Raw genomic sequence first — 15,496 nt, forward strand, 5'->3', positions numbered from 1 at the left:
ATTAACAAAAAAGGGAACATGGCCATGAAATTGAAAACATTCAAATCGCTGGCAGTAGCAAGTGTCGCAATCGCCGCTTCGGCTCTACTCGGAGCGTCGGCAGAAGCCCAAACGGTAGTCAACAAGATCAAAGAGCGCGGCTATGTGAGCTGCGGCGCAAGCCAAGGCGTGCCGGGGCTCTCGCGGCCGGACGAGAAAGGCTATTACCGCGGCTTCGACTCCGACATTTGCCGCGCCTTCGCGGTCGCCCTTCTGGGCGACAAGGACAAGATCCGTTTTGTGCCCCTCAATGCAGGCCAGCGGTTCTCAGCGCTGCAGACTGGCGAGATCGATATCCTCTCCCGTACGTCCACATTGACCTATACCCGCGATATGGTGGTCCGCTTTGTGTGGCTGACGCTCTACGATGTCGACGGGCTTCTGGTTCGAAAGGCCGACAACATCACGGATCCCAAGCAACTGGATGGCAGGACGGTGTGCCTGCAAGGTGGCGGAAGCCTCACGGAGACTGCAATTCAGGAGACCGAAGACGAGCACAACATATCGATGCAGAAGGTCTACTTCGACTCCACGATCCAAGCGCGGGATGCCTTTTTCGGGGGACGCTGCGACAGCTACGTCACTGACGGGACTGCCGCCGCCGGACAACGCGCTTCGGTCGCCAAGAACCCGGACGATTACGCCATCATAAGAGTGGGACACACCGTCGAACCAAACGGCGTCGCCATTGCCCGCGGCGACGACCAGCTTTTCGACATCGTACGCTGGACGGTCAACGCGTTGCTTTGGGCCGAGACCAACGGTATCGACTCGAAAAACATTGATGAGAAGCTCAAGACCGGAAGCGATGAAGTGAAGCGTGTTTTGGGGGAGGAGCCCGGTTTTGGCAAGCCGATCGGACTTGACGACAAGTGGGTCTACAACGTCGTCAAGCAGATGGGGAACTATGCGGAAATCTGGGACAACAACCTCGGCATGAACAGTCCCCTGAAGGTGGAACGCGGCATGAACGCTCTCGCCAAGGACGGCGGTCTGAACTACCCGCTGCCATGGAACTGATCGTATCGGAGTCAACGGTCACGAAACAGGAGGGCTAGATGCTCAACGACGCGAAGGCCAGGGCGATCGCTATTCAGGGCGTTTTGATATTTGCGCTCGTTGGGTTTACCGCTCTCCTCTTTACCACGACGGTCGCAAATCTGGAGGCGCGTGGCATTCCGATAGGGTTTGACTTCCTTACGATGCCGTCAAGGCTCGTGATATCCGAGTCAATTCTGACCTACGGGTCACGTGATCCTTACTACTGGGCGATTATCGTCGGAATAGGGAACACGATCCTTATTTCCGCGCTGGTCATCATCTTCTCGTCGATCATCGGCTTGATCCTGGGGATCACGCGGTTAAGCAGCAATCCGCTCGCCTCAGGCACATGCAAGGTGTGGATCGAGATCGCGCGCAATACGCCTCCGATTGTCCTGCTCATCTTTCTCTATTCATTGTGGTGGAAGATTCTTCCGCCAATTGGCCAAGCCTTCAATCTTGCGCCCGGCGTCTACGTGTCAATGCGTGGTCTCGTGATGCCGGCCGTTGACGCCAGCCTGCAATCGATCGGATGGGGTCTCCTTGGAGTTGCGGGCCTGTTGATCGGCGCACATCAAGTCCGCAGGTTCTTCAGGCGCTTACAGTGGGTCGCCATCATTGCGCTGCTGGGTGCAGCGGTGCTCGGCTTCTGGTCAGCAAAGACGTCAATCAAGGTGGATTGGCCCATCTTTACGGGGTTTAGTTTCCGGGGCGGAATTGGGCTGACACCGGAACTCAGCACAATTCTCGTCGGTTTGACGATCTACACCAGCGGGTTTGTTGCTGAAATCGTTCGGGGCGGCGTCTTGGCCATCGGCAAGGGCCAATGGGATGCCGGCCGCTCACTCGGTCTGTCCCGCGCCAAGATATTGCGACTGATCGTCATTCCGCAGACGCTGCGTATAATCCTGCCTCCTCTGAACAGCCAGTACATCAACGTCGTGAAGAATTCGACGCTGGCGATAGCGGTTGGCTATCCCGACTTCCTTGCCGTCATGAACACGACCATCAGCAAGTCTAGCCATTCTATCGAAGGGCTGTTCATCATCCTCGGCGTCTATCTTGCGCTGAACCTGACTTTGTCGGCGGTCGCCAATTGGTACAACCGCCGTATTGCAATAGTGGAGCGATAATCATGAAATCGTTGTCGGCAGAACTTGCCGGGCGGCCAATCGTGCCTACCGTCTCATCAGGAGCATTCACCGACAAGGTTCGGCAAACGGTCAAGCTCCTCTTCGGCACGCCGCTGAACGCAATACTCACCATAGTTTTTGGCGCTGTCTTGTTTGCCGTTGTGCCTCCAATGTTTCGGTGGTTCGTTTTGGACGCGGTTCTGTTCGACCCTGATCCCAATGCCTGCCGTGCGGCGTCGGGTGCCTGCTGGAGTTTCATCTACGCAAAATCCGGTCAACTGCTTTTCGGGATCTATCCGTTCGACGAACGCTGGCGTCCGGCATTGGTGTGTGTGCTCATCATTGCACTCCTAGCCTGGTCGGTTCGGCCGGCCAGTTGGACACCGCGACTGTTGCAGCTTTGGATCGCGGCCCTCGCGCTCGTCGGATGGCTGATGGGTGGCGGACTTGGGCTGGCACCGGTTCCCACGTCATCCTGGGGCGGCCTTCCGGTGACGTTGATCTTGACCGTTGTGGCCATTGGGGTCGCTTTCCCCATAGGCGTCCTGTTGGCACTTGCACGCCGCTCGACGACGATGCCTGCGATGCGGATCATCGCCGTGGCCTTTATCGAAGGAATTCGTGGATTGCCGCTGCTGTCTATCCTGTTCGTCGCATCAATCATGCTACCGCTATTCTTGCCGGACTATCTCCTGCCGGATAAGTTCGTGCGTGCGTTGGTCGCCCTGACGCTGTTTGCATCGGCATATTTGGCTGAGGTGATCCGCGGTGGACTGCAAGCCGTTCCAAGTGGGCAATATGAGGCTGCCGAAGCTCTCGGCCTCTCGTTCTGGCGTACGCAGCGATTGGTGATTTTGCCACAGGCAATCCGCGTCGCTATCCCCGCGCTGGCAAATACCATCATCGTGATGATCAAGAACACCAGCTTGGTGCTTGTCGTCGGCCTGTTTGACCTTATCAGTTCAGGCAAGGCTGCGTTGGCCGACCCTGCTTGGCCATCACCAGCAGCCGAAACTTTCCTGTTCATTGGTGCGATCTTCTTCGCGCTGTCCTTCTCCTTCGCCCGGTTCTCCGATTTTCTGGAGCGGCGTGGTCACATCGGTTATTGAGAGGTTGCATGACACTTTCCATCGCAAGCCACCCCAGTCCTCAGCAGGCTTCTCGGGATGATGAAGTTGCCGTCGCGTTGACGGGCGTGAACAAATGGTATGGCGATTTTCACGTCCTGAAAGATATCAACCTGAAGGTGATGCGCGGCGAGCGAATTATCGCTTGCGGCCCGTCCGGCTCGGGCAAGTCCACCATGATCCGGTGTATCAATCGGCTGGAAGAACATCAAAGCGGCAAGATCCTTGTTGATGGGATTGAACTCACCAACGATCTGAAAAAGATCGACGAGGTGCGCCGCGAGGTCGGCATGGTATTCCAGCATTTCAACCTGTTCCCGCATCTGACAATCCTCGAAAACTGCACGCTGGCACCAATCTGGGTGCGCAAGATGCCGAAGAAGAAGGCCGACGAGATCGCGATGCATTATCTGGAGCGCGTCAAGATTCCCGAGCAGGCCAACAAGTATCCGGGCCAGCTTTCCGGCGGTCAGCAGCAGCGTGTGGCGATTGCCCGGTCACTCTGCATGAACCCGCGCATCATGCTGTTCGACGAACCGACCTCGGCCCTCGATCCGGAGATGATCAAGGAAGTGCTGGATACGATGGTTCAGCTTGCCGAAGAGGGGATGACCATGGTCTGCGTCACCCACGAGATGGGGTTCGCCCGTCAGGTGGCCAACCGGGTGATCTTCATGGATCAAGGCCAGATTGTCGAGCAGAACGCCCCCGCGGAGTTCTTCGACAATCCGCAGCATGAGCGCACCAAGCTGTTCCTCAGTCAGATTTTGCACTGAGGTTTTTGCGCTTCTTCAGCGTGTCGGTCCCGTGTCGGACCGATTTTAAACCGGATTGGCTCGCTTTGAACGGACCGCTCTGCGTTTGGAGAGTTCCCGGTAAAGGGCTTCAGAGCTGGTACCCATATCTTCGGCAACGGTCTTCCATTCGCCCTTGGGAGGAAACTTACCATCATTCCATGCAATCCAGGCGTCAAGCCGCGCCGCGACCGTCCTGAGCGAGATGATCTCCGCGCTGCGGCGGGCATTCTGAATTTCGCGGGCCATATAAGCGTTCCACATCTTCGCCAATTCCGGATTGCCGAATATTTGATCGACTAACAGCGTTTTTCTGATCGAAACCAGTTTCGATGGAAGCAGCGCGACCGCGTCACAATGATAGCGATCCGAAAACAGAGAAGCTTCTGCCAGGATTGATCCGGCCGTAGCGCGTTGCATCACGATCGCCGCGCCATCTGATTGATGCCGCAGCAACCGGACTGCCCCATGAACAACGAGATAAATAAAGCTGACTTTGGAACCTTGAGCGAACACGACTTCGCCTTCACCGAACGGCATCTCGTTCGAAGCCAACTTTCGAAGCTGCTCAATCATTTGATCCGACATGATCGCTATCATGTCCCAAGTTTAAAGCCCGTGGCAACCTCTTCGGGCATCAAAGTCGTTGGGAGCGCAAAACCATGGAATTTGTACGCATTCTAATATTGCTAGCCGCGTTGCTTCCCGCTGCAGTTTACGCTCAGGGTCATCAGCATGGCGAAACATCCGCATATGCGGGAGAAGAGACCCGCGAGATCAAAAGCTTATCGGACGAGGAAATCGCAGATTTACGCAAAGGCGCTGGCAGCGGCTTGGCCAAGGCTGCGGAATTGAATGGCGTACCGGGACCTTCACATTTGTTGCAGTTGAAGGACGAAATCCAACTCGACCCGCAACAGACCGCCGCCATACAAAAAATCTTTGATCACATGCGCTCGGACGCGATTTCGGAAGGAAACCGCCTAATTTCTTACGAGAGCGCATTGGACATCGAATTCAAAAACGGGACGATCACCGACGAAATCCTATCAAGAATGATCGCCAAAATCGAAGAAAGCCGAGGCAAGTTGCGTTATATCCATCTGTCCGCACATCTGAAAACGAGGCTGATACTGACCGTGGATCAGATTGAGCGATACAATTCCTTGCGGGGATACGCTGATCCCAAATAATAATAGGGCTGCCCGGCTTAGAGGCGGAAATTTATACACCGCCACGGAATAGCCGTTTTGGTTTCCGATGTCATAGGCGACGATGATTCTCCTCGAACGATTGCCGAATTAAACGCATGATGGGTTCCCGCAAAAACTGGCGTTCAGGTTTTCACACGGCTTCGATGTTCATGCTTGTCATTACAGCCATCATGCAATCGGCCGTTTTCGCTACCCCGCTGATGACTACCTTGCAGCATGTCCATGTCGAACAAAGCAGCGGAAAAACCGCCGCGGCCGGGGAAACAACGGTCTTAAATGTTGGGGGTGACTTAACATCGTTGTTGGGTGACGCGATCGAACAAAATTGCGAACAACACTGCCTATCAGGCTTCTACCTGCCTGATAGCGACCCAAACACCGGACAGGCCACGTCGAGGCTCGTTGTGACTTTCGCCGACCAACATTTGAAGCGTCGCCACGCCGAAACCAGCGACCGACCGCCCAAGACAGTCGTCTGACCATTCGCCGGAAGGCGAAGTAACCGCGTGGCCACTCAGGCCGCGCGTCGGTCCTCCTGTCCTGGAAGCTCACTCATGATTCTGGATTTCTGCGCGATGCCTGCATGGCACGACTGCATCTCTGTCGGTTTTGGGGGAAGACACCCATGACACCTCCCGTTCAATCGACGACAACCGACACACGGCAGTGGACGAGGGACATCCGGTCCGCAGGTTTGCGAGCCGCTGTGCTCGTCATTCTGTTCACTAACCTCATTTTGGGCAACGATCACGACAATTTCGCCGTCCATACGACCGTCGTACTTGGCTATCTGGTGCTCAGTCTCCTGTCGCTGGGAATGGCGATCACCAGACGCGGAGCCCCCTGGACGGACACGTTCTTCGTCTCCGTCGATGCCCTGCTGGTCATCATCGTACTTTATGAACATCTTTTCCGCTTCGATGTGACGGAGGATCACGGGCTCACGACGCCGAGCCTCGCGATCGCCTTTCTGCTTCTCAATCATGTCGGTCTCAGGCTCATGCCTTGGCTTGTCATACTCTTCAGCAGCATAGTTCTTGCGGGATGGCTATTTCTGCTGCTGCTCATGACCGCCCGGCATTGGTCAAGCGACACCGATACCCACTTCGTCACATCCTTCGGTGAAGACCTCGGATTGGCGGCCGCCTTCGCCTTTGCCGCCATCGTCGTATACCTCCTGACGAGAGACCACCGGACCATCATGCGTGTGGCGATTGAGAGCGAGGAGCGGCGCATGAATCTCTCGCGTTTTTTCTCGCCCTCCGTGGTCTCGGACCTGCAGGTTGCTAGCGATAGCCTAGACCTCGAACGCCGGGAAGCGGTCGTCATGTTCGTGGATCTGCGGGAATTCACGCGTTTTACCGAAACCGCTCCCGCCGCCGCACTTGCTGAAATCCTGGCAGAATACCGCAGCATCGTTGCTGGCGAAGTGTTTCGCACAGGGGGCACCGTAGATAAGTTCATGGGGGACGGAATCATGGCCGTGTTCGGTCAGCCGAAGCCTTCACCGGACGACGCGGAGCGCGCGCTGCAATGTGCACTGCAGCTGGTGCGAATTCTCGATGATTGGACAAAGTGGCGACGCCAGGAAGGAAAGCCCGCACTTGACGCAGGCATCGGCTTGCACATGGGCACAATCATCGGCGGAGTGCTTGAGAGCGGGTTTCACGATGAGTTCACGGTTTTCGGCGACGTCGTCAATGTCGCGCAGCGCTTGGAAGCAATGACGAAAACCCTTGAGGCATCGCTTGTTGTGTCAGCGGCAATGTTGAGCCGCGTTCCCGCGTCCTTATCGGCCGCGGACTGGAAAAGGAAGGATGAAGTCGAACTTTCCGGGCGGCGTGGAACAATCGGAATTGCTTATTTGGAGCGTATGGGTTGGACTCAAACCCAGGATCTGTTGTCAGATGTCCATCGAACAGTCTAGGGAACGCTGCCGGAAATGGGGCGATTTGTGGGCCTAAGAAAGGCGACATTGGGCCGTACTGTGTGAATTTCGTAATGTTCGATCACAACTTAAGCGTGAGACCGCGCTGCAGCCATTTTTGCGTTGACAATTTTTGCGAACACCTGTGGAAAGACATGATGAAAAGGTTCATGCACCGATTTTGGGGAAGCGGTTCAGCGCCATTCAAGGTGCTGCTGGCTCTCGCATTGCTGGTCATGACCTCCATGCAGTTTGCGGCATACGCTCAAAACAGCGCGGAAATTTTGCAAACATACAGTTCTGTTCAAACGCGAGTGGGCGGTCATTCTCATGAGGGTGGCCATCATTCTGCAGATGTTGATGAACCCGCGGTTTCGAAATCCGGTTTGGCTGTAGAAAAGCATTCTCCCGAACATCCGTCCGCGGATATGGACTGTGAAGTTTATTGTTCGCCGCTTGCCGCATTTGCTCCAAGCTACTTCCAGCCGATGCTTCAGTCCAAGCGCAGTTTCGAGCCTGTTTTGCACCGCGTCCTTACGTCGAGTGCCTACGACGACCAGTCGCGCCCTCCCAAACACCTGATCTAACCTTTCCGTCTGTCGACGGGTGAACTCTGCGCAAACGTCTGTTCGCGCGGTTTCAAGACCTCGTTCAAATTCAGGTTAGAGCATGAAAATCGCTGCATTTCTTGCGGTGGCATCGGCGCTGGCTGGTGCTGGATGCACTGCATCACCACGGCTAGCCGATCTGGCTAACGAACCAGCCGCCAATCCGTCGTTTAGCACGGCTTCCGGCCACTACCGTTCTGTGTTGGGCTCCTATCAGCATAGGGAACCCGTTGATCCGAAGAACTGGCGACAGCTCAATAAAGATCTTGCTCCGAAAGGAGAAGGTTCATGAGGCGGGCGTTTTTGAAAATTGTCGTCGCTGTCACAGTTCCTCTGGTGGTCTCGGGCTGTGTGGCTTCGGCTACCACAGCTTCGGTTTCGGATCCTGCCGCTGGGTTCAGCGCGGTACAAGCCAGGACGACAGGCGCAATTGGCAAACAGGCGGTCTGGGCACAAACCCAGGCCGAAACCAGGGCAATGGCTGAGCGAACTCGCAGTCTTGTCTACAAGAAGACGATTGGTCCCGATACCGCCGTTCAAGTGGCGCTTCTCAACAATCGCGGCCTGCAGGCGGCCTATGCCGAGGTCGGGATATCGGCTGCCGACGTCTGGCAAGAGACGATGCCTGTGAATCCGACCGCCTCCGTCAGCTACAGTTCCATCGGCATCGGCCGCATTATCGAAACGGCGATCACCGGCAACATCCTCGCACTGATCACCCAGTCCAGACGCGTCGGCGTCGCCGATGCACGTTTCCGCCAGGCGCAGTTGAAGGCGGCAGAGGAGACGCTGCGGGTAGCGGCTGACACGCGGCGCGCCTGGATCAACGCGGTTTCAGCGTGGGAAACCGTGTCCTACCTCAACCGTTCCCAGGTGGCGGCGGATGCCGCATCGGACCTTGCGCAAAAGCTCGGCGAAACCGGAGCGTTTTCCAAGACCGGACAAGCACGAGAACATGTGTTCAATGCCGAACTCACCGGAGAAACTGCAAAGGCGCGCCTTAACGCAAGGCTGGCCAAGGAAGAACTGACCCGGTTGATGGGGCTGTGGGGTCAGGACGTGGACTACAGTGTCCCCAACGCTCTCCCGCCGTTGCCGAAGGGGCCGAAGACCAAATCCGGCATTGAGGCGGAAGCGCTGCGCAATCGGGTCGATCTTGACGTGGCGAAACTTGAACTTGAAGCCACCGCGAAATCCTACGGTCTTACCAACGCGACGCGATACGTCAGCGATCTGCAGCTCATGGGCGGCGTGGAAGTCGAACAAGAGGAAGAAGAAGGCGAGAAGAAGGACGTGGTTTCGGGTGCGGCCGAACTGGAATTCACCATCCCGATCTTCGATACCGGAAAGGCGCGTATGCGGAAGGCGGAACTGTCCTATATGCGCGCGGCAAATCTTGTTGCGGAGAAGGCAGTCAATGTCCGCTCCGAGACGCGCTCCGCCTACCAGGCCTATCGGTCCAACTACGATATCGCCCGGCATTACCGCAACAGCGTCCTGCCGCTGCGGGCGAAAATCGAAGAGGAATCGGTCCTCACCTATAACGGCATGATCACCAACACTTTCGAACTTCTGGCAGATACCAGGGCCAAGATCACTTCCAACATTTTATCCCTCAACGCCAAGCGCGAATTCTATCTGGCCGAAGTCAACCTCGGAACCGCGATCTATGGCGGCGGTTCCGGCGGCGGAAGCGGCGAGACCGAAGTCGCCAGTGCCGCGGCGGAGGCAGGCGAAGAATGAACAAGGAGCCGACAATGTTTTCAAGACGTCAACTATTGGGCGCTGGAGCTGTTCTAGCAGGCGCCGCTGCCTGGACCAAAACATCGGCCATGGGTTTGCCCGACGCTCCGACCATGGAAGCGCCGGAAACACAACCACCGCTGTTTCCGACTTCAGGTCCGGATTACCAACCCGTCGCCACGCTCAACGGCTGGACGCTGCCGCACCGCATGAACAACGGCGTAAAGGAGTTTCATCTGGTGGCCGAACCCGTTGAACGGGAGTTTGCGCCCGGCATGACTGGCTATCTGTGGGGCTACAACGGCCAGTCGCCCGGTCCGACGATCGAAGCGGTGGAAGGAGACCGCGTCCGCATCTTCGTCACCAACAAACTGCCCGAACACACCAGCGTCCACTGGCATGGCATGATCCTGCCCTCGGGCATGGACGGGGTGGTTGGTCTCACTCAACCTGGTATCCCGTCGGGTAAGACATTCGTCTACGAGTTCGATCTCGTGAAGAGCGGCACCTTTATGTATCACCCGCACGCCGATGAAATGGTACAGATGGCGATGGGGATGATGGGCTTTTTCGTCATCCATCCGAAAGACCCGAAGTTCATGCGTGTTGACCGGGATTTCGTATTCCTGCTCAACGCCTATGACATTGACCCCGGCTCCTATGTTCCACGCGTCATGGAAATGACCGACTTCAATATCTGGAGCTGGAACAGCCGGATTTTTCCGGCCATCGATCCCCTCGTCGTGTCGAAGAATGACAAGGTGAGGGTGCGCGTCGGCAATCTGACGATGACCAATCATCCAATCCATATGCATGGTTACGACTTTGAAGTTACCTGTACGGATGGCGGCTGGGTTCGTCCCGAAGCCCGTTGGCCGGAAGTATCGATCGACATTCCCGTCGGGGCCATGCGGGCCTACGAATTCGACGCTATCTACGCCGGCGACTGGGCAATTCACTGCCACAAGTCGCACCACACGATGAACGCCATGGGACATGACGTGCCGACGTTTATTGGTGTCGACAAGTCAAAACTGGCTGAGAAAATCCGCAAGGTACAGCCGGAATATATGCCCATGGGCAATCGCGGCATGGCTGATATGGGCGAAATGGAAATGCCCCTGCCGGACAACACGATCCCCATGATGACCGGGACAGGGCAGTTTGGTCCCATCGAAATGGGCGGCATGTTCTCGGTCGTCAAAGTTCGCGAGGGCATTTCGGAAAAGGATTACGCGGATCCCGGATGGTACCAGCATCCGAAAGGCACTGTCGCCTTTGAGTGGACTGGTGACCTGCCAGCTGCCGAGAAGGCTATCGGGCCTGAAACCCAAACGCCTGACACCACCAAGCATTCCCAAGGGCACAAGGGGTGAGGAAACCCGCATCAACAATCACACGGAGACCGAAGCATGAAAACTGAGTTGAAATTGGTACTCGCCTTAGTGGCGGCAATAGTCGTCACTCCGGCATTCGCTGCCGGCAATCACGCTGGAGGCCATGATGTCATGGAAATCGGCAAGCCCGGCACCAAGGCAGCGGTAAAACGCACCGTCACCATCTCGATGAAGGAGAAGGACGACGGCTCGATGGTCTTCGAGCCGGCGGTATTGAAGGTCAAAAAGGGAGAAACCATCCGCCTCAAATTCAAGAATACCGGCGAAACCGACCATGAGTTCGTCATGGACCGCTACGAAGGCATTCAGGAGCATAAGGCTCTCATGGAGAAATTCCCGGAAATGGAACATGCCGACCCCAACTCCATCCGCCTTGCCGCCGGGGGCAGCGGCGAAATCATCTGGACTTTCGCCAAGGCCGGAGAATTCGGCTTCGCCTGCCTCATTCCCGGACACTACGAGGCAGGCATGAAGGGTGACATCACCGTCGCTCCATAAATCCATTCCCAAAAGCAACCATCGATAGAGGAAACCGAAATGAAATCCATCATCAAGACCGTATTGATCGCACTTGCCGCAGCTGCAATTTCGAGCGCGTCAATGGCCGCTGAGTTCACTAAGGGCGAGGTGAAGAAAATCGATCTCAAGCAGAAGAAAATCACCATCAAGCATGAGGAGCTTAAAAGCTTGGATATGCCAGCAATGACCATGGTGTTCGTTGTCAGCGACGATGCCCTGCTTGCCAAGGCAAAACAGGGCTCATCGATCGAGTTTGTTGCCGAGAAGGTCAACGGGAAACTGACGGTCACTGATATTAAGTAACCCCCGAGCAACCGATTGTTATCAGCGGCTCCGAGGAAATGCTGACGAAGTTGCAAGACGCCAGCGGCTACACATAGCCGCTGGCGCTATTTTTTTGGAATTAATCGAATTCACTATATCCTTGTCGTCGATCTCGATTTTGAACCGAAACATCGCGGTAGGTGTTTCGCGCCACAAGCCTGATCTCAAGGGCGGGTCTGGCGGACAGATGCTCGGACACGCCCTTCTTCAAAATCTAGCCTGGAGGCCCGGTGTACCCGATCGCATTCGGCCCACCGTTCATGTCTCGAAGCTTGATTACATAGTTTCGCGGGCGCAGCCAGATGCCCGGCGTTTTGTACCCCATGGAGCGCGCGATGTTCCCCACGAAGGCATTGCAATTGTTGACGGTTGCTTGCCAGAAATGGGTACGGGCCTGGAGCTTGCGTATGTACGCGACGACTTGCCTGTATTCGGCTTCGCTGAGCATGACGCGCCAGCTCGCGGATCGGTATCTGTCGTCCAGGTCGCCGTCGCTCGCTCCGGTCTCGGCCGGCACCGGGATGTAATGGCCAAGAACGTAGGGAACGGCACTATTCGAAGCCGGGTGGAGGCCGGCCACATCACGATCGATCACCTTGCCCGACTTGTCCAGACGCCCAAAAATCACATAGGTGTGGCCGTAGGTGAGCGCATAGCGAGAGCGGAACTCTATGAAATACCGCCCAACCTTTTGTTGGGATCGCCCTGCCGCCGTGGCTCCATTCCGTGGTGTTGTCGCGGATGTTGTCGCAATGGGTACGTCATCACCGGACACGGAACGCGACTTGGTCTCCCCACGTGTCGGAAGTGCCGCTGCCGTTAGCGCGAGAAAGACCACAAAGAGTAGGCGAGAAATCATGAGCGAGTCCCATCCACACGAGTTTCGAAAAGCGGGCCTAAAGTTAGCCAACAGCCGTAGGCCCAGATCACTTACCAAGACGTAGATGATGCTGGGCCCTGTCGGGATGGTTTGTGAACTCGCTCACGCATCCCGGCAGTTCGAAAATGCATTTGAGCAAAAAAGGTTCCAAAGAAGGGAGGGTGCGGGCCGTGGCGGAAAGCGAACCATGGTCAATTAGAATTTATCATCCAAGCAATTAGGATGGCCTGATGAGTTACATTTGACACATCGTCGTCTTTATCCCGCGCTATGGCGAGGCAATTAAGTCAAGGATCTCCAAGGGGAGAAATGCCATTAATCTACACCTGCCCGACGTTACCCTCACGAGTTACACGAACGGCGAGATCGTCGCTGGCCCAAATCGTTTGAACTTTGAGGCCATGACGGAACTGATCAAGCCTGTCGTTGATTCCGATGCTGAATTCGACAAGTTTGTCGAAGAACTCATGAACGAAGGCCGATCGTCGATCAAACCCAAGGACCGCCCGAATAGCGAGATTATCGTTGCTATGGTCCAATCGTCGTAGTCAAAAGTAGCCCAAACAGCCGATTTTGCGATACTTGCTATATCAGACGAGAAGTGTGCAGTCGGGGGGATTTTGCGGCTGCTGACCCAGGTAGAAAGATTGGGATGGAGGATACGCTGAAATCTTCGATCTACGTCACCGGTGCATCGTGTTCAGGGGTGACAACGCTCGGTCGCGGCCTGGCTTCAGCGATTGGATTGCGTCATATCGACTGCGATGACTTCTATTGGTTCTCAACCAATCCCCCGTTCACGACCAAACGTCCGCCTGCCGATCGAGTCGGCCTGATCCGCGAAGCGTTGGGAGAGGAGGGCTGGGTACTGTCCGGATCGTTTGACGGTTGGGGAGACTCCCTCATTGAACGCGTCAATCTGATCGTATTCATCTACACCCCGACGGCAATTCGGATGGAACGGCTCCTGGCACGGGAACGGGCACGCTACGGCAACCGGATATTGCCGTCGGGCGACATGTACGAAATTCATACCAATTTCGCGGCTTGGGCCGCTCAATACGACAAACCCGGTTTTCCCGGACGAAATCTGGCCCGCCATGAGGATTGGCTGGAGAAGCAATCCGCTCCCGTGTTGCGTCTTGATGGCACCCAAGATCCGCTGGCGCTCGTCTCACGGGTTCTCGATAATCTACAGCGAACCGGTTGAGCTATCATCCTGCGAACAAAGCGCGCCAAATCGACTAATGAAGGGATGTGGTCAGGTGGCCCACCGACGTTTACGATATCTTGATAGCATCATCATAAATCATAGTTCCGGGCCATCCATAGGAATATAGTTGATGCAATCAACAAAAGAGATACGGCGCTTCAACGGCTTCTCTACAGCGAAAGATAGTACGGATTAGTAACCAGACATTGGAGACATCGATTAGAGGAGTGGTGGCATTGTAATATACGTTTGCTGCGGCCGCCGCATATGGCATGCTGTCGAACACGATTGCATTCTTATTGTGGATTGAAGCCATCAATCCCGCTAGCCCTCCACCGAGAGAGTGACCAGTTAATACGATATTGTCTCCGGCAAGCGACACCACGTCCTGATAAAATAGAGCTGCAGCCTTCGCCTGCGCAGCTTCCCAACCAGCCCCTCCCAACCAGCTCTCGGCGTCGGTCCAAGCACTACCGAAGGAATCAGTGTCGTTCCCGCGATATGAGATGACGATCACTTGACCGATTCGATACGCAACAGCGCTAAAGCCGACATCGTTTGGGGCATTCCTTAATATGACCTCCGCCGTACCGATTTGATTGGCGAACGGGCTGCCACCCAATTCAACAGCCCTGACATCATCTTGATTATAGGCATCCATAGCCAATACTGCTCGAAGGAGTTTAGCATCGGTCATTCGTCAACTATCCTTTCTGTTTCCAGGTCAGCCCCAGATCTCATTGCGAAAGCGAGACATGCGCCATAATTGCATTTGACACGACCGCGTGTCCGATGGTGATATTATCGTCACGGAAGCGCAGTGTGCCCTCCATGCCAATCGAGACGATCATGGGCAAATATCGAGACCATCGCGAGCCACGCCGGCATCGGCATGACGATGACCTCGTTTCCTTTTCGGAGCGGACGTCCGAGCCAAGCTACTTTCAGCGCCCGTCGACTATGACCGCAGACCCTGTCGACGCGGAGCTGATTTGGTTCAACGCCAGCAAGGGTTTTGGTTTCGTCAAACTGTCGGATGGCACGGAGGCTTATCTGCACGTCCGACAGTTGGACGCAGCCGGAAGCCGCGGTGTTTCCGGGGGGACGCGTCTCAAGGTCACGGTCGAAGAAAGTTCCAGAGGCCATCAGGTCGTGCAAGTCCTGGAAATAGGCCATCAGATCGCTAAAACTCTGGCACATACGCACCGCGCGGGAGAGTCCACTGCCAAGACAGGTGACCAGCTGGAGCGCGCGGGCACGGTCAAATGGTACAATCCCGAAAAGGGCTTCGGATTCATTGCTCCCGATAACGGTGAGAAGGACGTCTTCGTCCATGCCACAGCGCTGACCCGTTCAGGGCTCAGCATGCTGGAGGAGGGACAGAAGGTTTTTGTCGAATGCGGGCAGGGCAAGAAAGGCCTGGAAGTCCGGAGCATTCGCTTTGGCTAGACGCCACCGCGTGGCCCATGCCCAGAAATTGCCACTCATACAAAGAAAAAGCCCTCTGCCGGCTTAAAGATACGCCTTGCTTTCATGT

The 15,496-nt window shown here is 55.8% G+C and carries 19 protein-coding genes; 16 read left to right on the forward strand and 3 right to left on the reverse strand.

Annotation, left to right across the window (positions count from 1 at the left end):
• Window positions 1-24: 24 nt before the first annotated feature.
• Genes BLM14_RS22880 through BLM14_RS22895 form a run of 4 tightly spaced genes read left to right on the forward strand, consistent with a single transcriptional unit; the run spans window position 25 to window position 4,116 of the window.
• Window positions 25-1,059, forward strand: coding sequence for a transporter substrate-binding domain-containing protein (locus BLM14_RS22880; protein WP_100002130.1), 1,035 nt, complete (start codon window positions 25-27; stop codon window positions 1,057-1,059).
• 38 nt (window positions 1,060-1,097) lie between these two features.
• Entirely contained in the window at window positions 1,098-2,213 is a 1,116-nt protein-coding gene (locus BLM14_RS22885; RefSeq protein ID WP_100002131.1) for an amino acid ABC transporter permease, read from the forward strand.
• A 2-nt stretch (window positions 2,214-2,215) separates the two neighbouring features.
• Window positions 2,216-3,322, forward strand: a complete 1,107-nt coding sequence (locus BLM14_RS22890; protein ID WP_100002132.1) for an amino acid ABC transporter permease — start codon at window positions 2,216-2,218, stop codon at window positions 3,320-3,322.
• 8 nt (window positions 3,323-3,330) lie between these two features.
• Window positions 3,331-4,116, forward strand: coding sequence for an amino acid ABC transporter ATP-binding protein (locus tag BLM14_RS22895; RefSeq protein WP_100002133.1), 786 nt, complete (start codon window positions 3,331-3,333; stop codon window positions 4,114-4,116).
• A 45-nt stretch (window positions 4,117-4,161) separates the two neighbouring features.
• Here the strand turns inward: BLM14_RS22895 and BLM14_RS22900 are convergent, their stop codons facing one another.
• Window positions 4,162-4,722, reverse strand: coding sequence for a Crp/Fnr family transcriptional regulator (locus BLM14_RS22900; protein WP_237143593.1), 561 nt, complete (start codon window positions 4,720-4,722; stop codon window positions 4,162-4,164).
• 74 nt (window positions 4,723-4,796) lie between these two features.
• Between BLM14_RS22900 and BLM14_RS22905 the strand changes: the two genes are divergently transcribed.
• From BLM14_RS22905 to BLM14_RS22940, 9 genes are all read left to right on the forward strand, one after another.
• Entirely contained in the window at window positions 4,797-5,327 is a 531-nt protein-coding gene (locus BLM14_RS22905) for a hypothetical protein (RefSeq protein ID WP_100002135.1), read from the forward strand.
• Between the two features lie 116 nt (window positions 5,328-5,443).
• Window positions 5,444-5,827, forward strand: coding sequence for a hypothetical protein (locus BLM14_RS22910; RefSeq protein WP_133123895.1), 384 nt, complete (start codon window positions 5,444-5,446; stop codon window positions 5,825-5,827).
• A 146-nt stretch (window positions 5,828-5,973) separates the two neighbouring features.
• Window positions 5,974-7,275 (forward strand): adenylate/guanylate cyclase domain-containing protein, encoded by a 1,302-nt coding sequence (locus tag BLM14_RS22915; protein WP_100002137.1) that lies wholly within the window; start codon window positions 5,974-5,976, stop codon window positions 7,273-7,275.
• Between the two features lie 158 nt (window positions 7,276-7,433).
• Window positions 7,434-7,862: a hypothetical protein gene (locus BLM14_RS22920; RefSeq protein ID WP_100002138.1), complete on the forward strand. Its 429-nt coding sequence runs from the start codon at window positions 7,434-7,436 to the stop codon at window positions 7,860-7,862.
• 82 nt (window positions 7,863-7,944) lie between these two features.
• Window positions 7,945-8,175 carry a hypothetical protein gene (locus BLM14_RS31250; RefSeq protein WP_133123893.1) on the forward strand — a complete coding sequence of 77 codons (231 nt, stop codon included), beginning with the start codon at window positions 7,945-7,947 and terminating at the stop codon, window positions 8,173-8,175.
• Window positions 8,172-9,626, forward strand: coding sequence for a TolC family protein (locus BLM14_RS22925; protein ID WP_100002139.1), 1,455 nt, complete (start codon window positions 8,172-8,174; stop codon window positions 9,624-9,626). Before BLM14_RS31250 ends, BLM14_RS22925 begins: the two co-directional genes overlap by 4 nt.
• 14 nt (window positions 9,627-9,640) lie before the next feature.
• A complete protein-coding gene (locus BLM14_RS22930; RefSeq protein ID WP_100002215.1) occupies window positions 9,641-11,002 on the forward strand; it encodes a multicopper oxidase family protein in 1,362 nt (453 codons plus the stop codon).
• A gap of 36 nt (window positions 11,003-11,038) precedes the next feature.
• On the forward strand, window positions 11,039-11,521 hold the full coding sequence (locus tag BLM14_RS22935; RefSeq protein WP_100002140.1) for a cupredoxin domain-containing protein: 483 nt from the start codon (window positions 11,039-11,041) through the stop codon (window positions 11,519-11,521).
• Window positions 11,522-11,560: 39 nt separating this feature from the next.
• Window positions 11,561-11,845, forward strand: a complete 285-nt coding sequence (locus tag BLM14_RS22940) for a copper-binding protein (RefSeq protein WP_100002141.1) — start codon at window positions 11,561-11,563, stop codon at window positions 11,843-11,845.
• Window positions 11,846-12,080: 235 nt separating this feature from the next.
• On the opposite strand, the gene BLM14_RS22945 is transcribed toward BLM14_RS22940, so the two are convergent.
• Window positions 12,081-12,725 carry a hypothetical protein gene (locus BLM14_RS22945; protein ID WP_100002142.1) on the reverse strand — a complete coding sequence of 215 codons (645 nt, stop codon included), beginning with the start codon at window positions 12,723-12,725 and terminating at the stop codon, window positions 12,081-12,083.
• A gap of 422 nt (window positions 12,726-13,147) precedes the next feature.
• Here BLM14_RS22945 and BLM14_RS31255 point away from each other — a divergent pair, with 422 nt between their 5' ends.
• The gene (locus BLM14_RS31255; RefSeq protein WP_157929585.1) at window positions 13,148-13,294 is read left to right on the forward strand and encodes a hypothetical protein; all 147 of its coding nucleotides are present in this window, start codon (window positions 13,148-13,150) and stop codon (window positions 13,292-13,294) included.
• Between the two features lie 104 nt (window positions 13,295-13,398).
• A complete protein-coding gene (locus tag BLM14_RS22950; RefSeq protein ID WP_100002143.1) occupies window positions 13,399-13,956 on the forward strand; it encodes an ATP-binding protein in 558 nt (185 codons plus the stop codon).
• A gap of 139 nt (window positions 13,957-14,095) precedes the next feature.
• Here the strand turns inward: BLM14_RS22950 and BLM14_RS22955 are convergent, their stop codons facing one another.
• Entirely contained in the window at window positions 14,096-14,656 is a 561-nt protein-coding gene (locus tag BLM14_RS22955) for a Tle-like phospholipase domain-containing protein (RefSeq protein ID WP_100002144.1), read from the reverse strand.
• A gap of 152 nt (window positions 14,657-14,808) precedes the next feature.
• On the opposite strand from BLM14_RS22955, the gene BLM14_RS32485 reads away from it, so the two are divergent.
• A complete protein-coding gene (locus BLM14_RS32485; protein WP_100002145.1) occupies window positions 14,809-15,408 on the forward strand; it encodes a cold-shock protein in 600 nt (199 codons plus the stop codon).
• The last annotated feature ends 88 nt before the right edge of the window (window positions 15,409-15,496 follow it).

Origin of the sequence: Phyllobacterium zundukense (genome assembly GCF_002764115.1) — a bacterium.
Classification (GTDB): domain Bacteria; phylum Pseudomonadota; class Alphaproteobacteria; order Rhizobiales; family Rhizobiaceae; genus Phyllobacterium; species Phyllobacterium zundukense.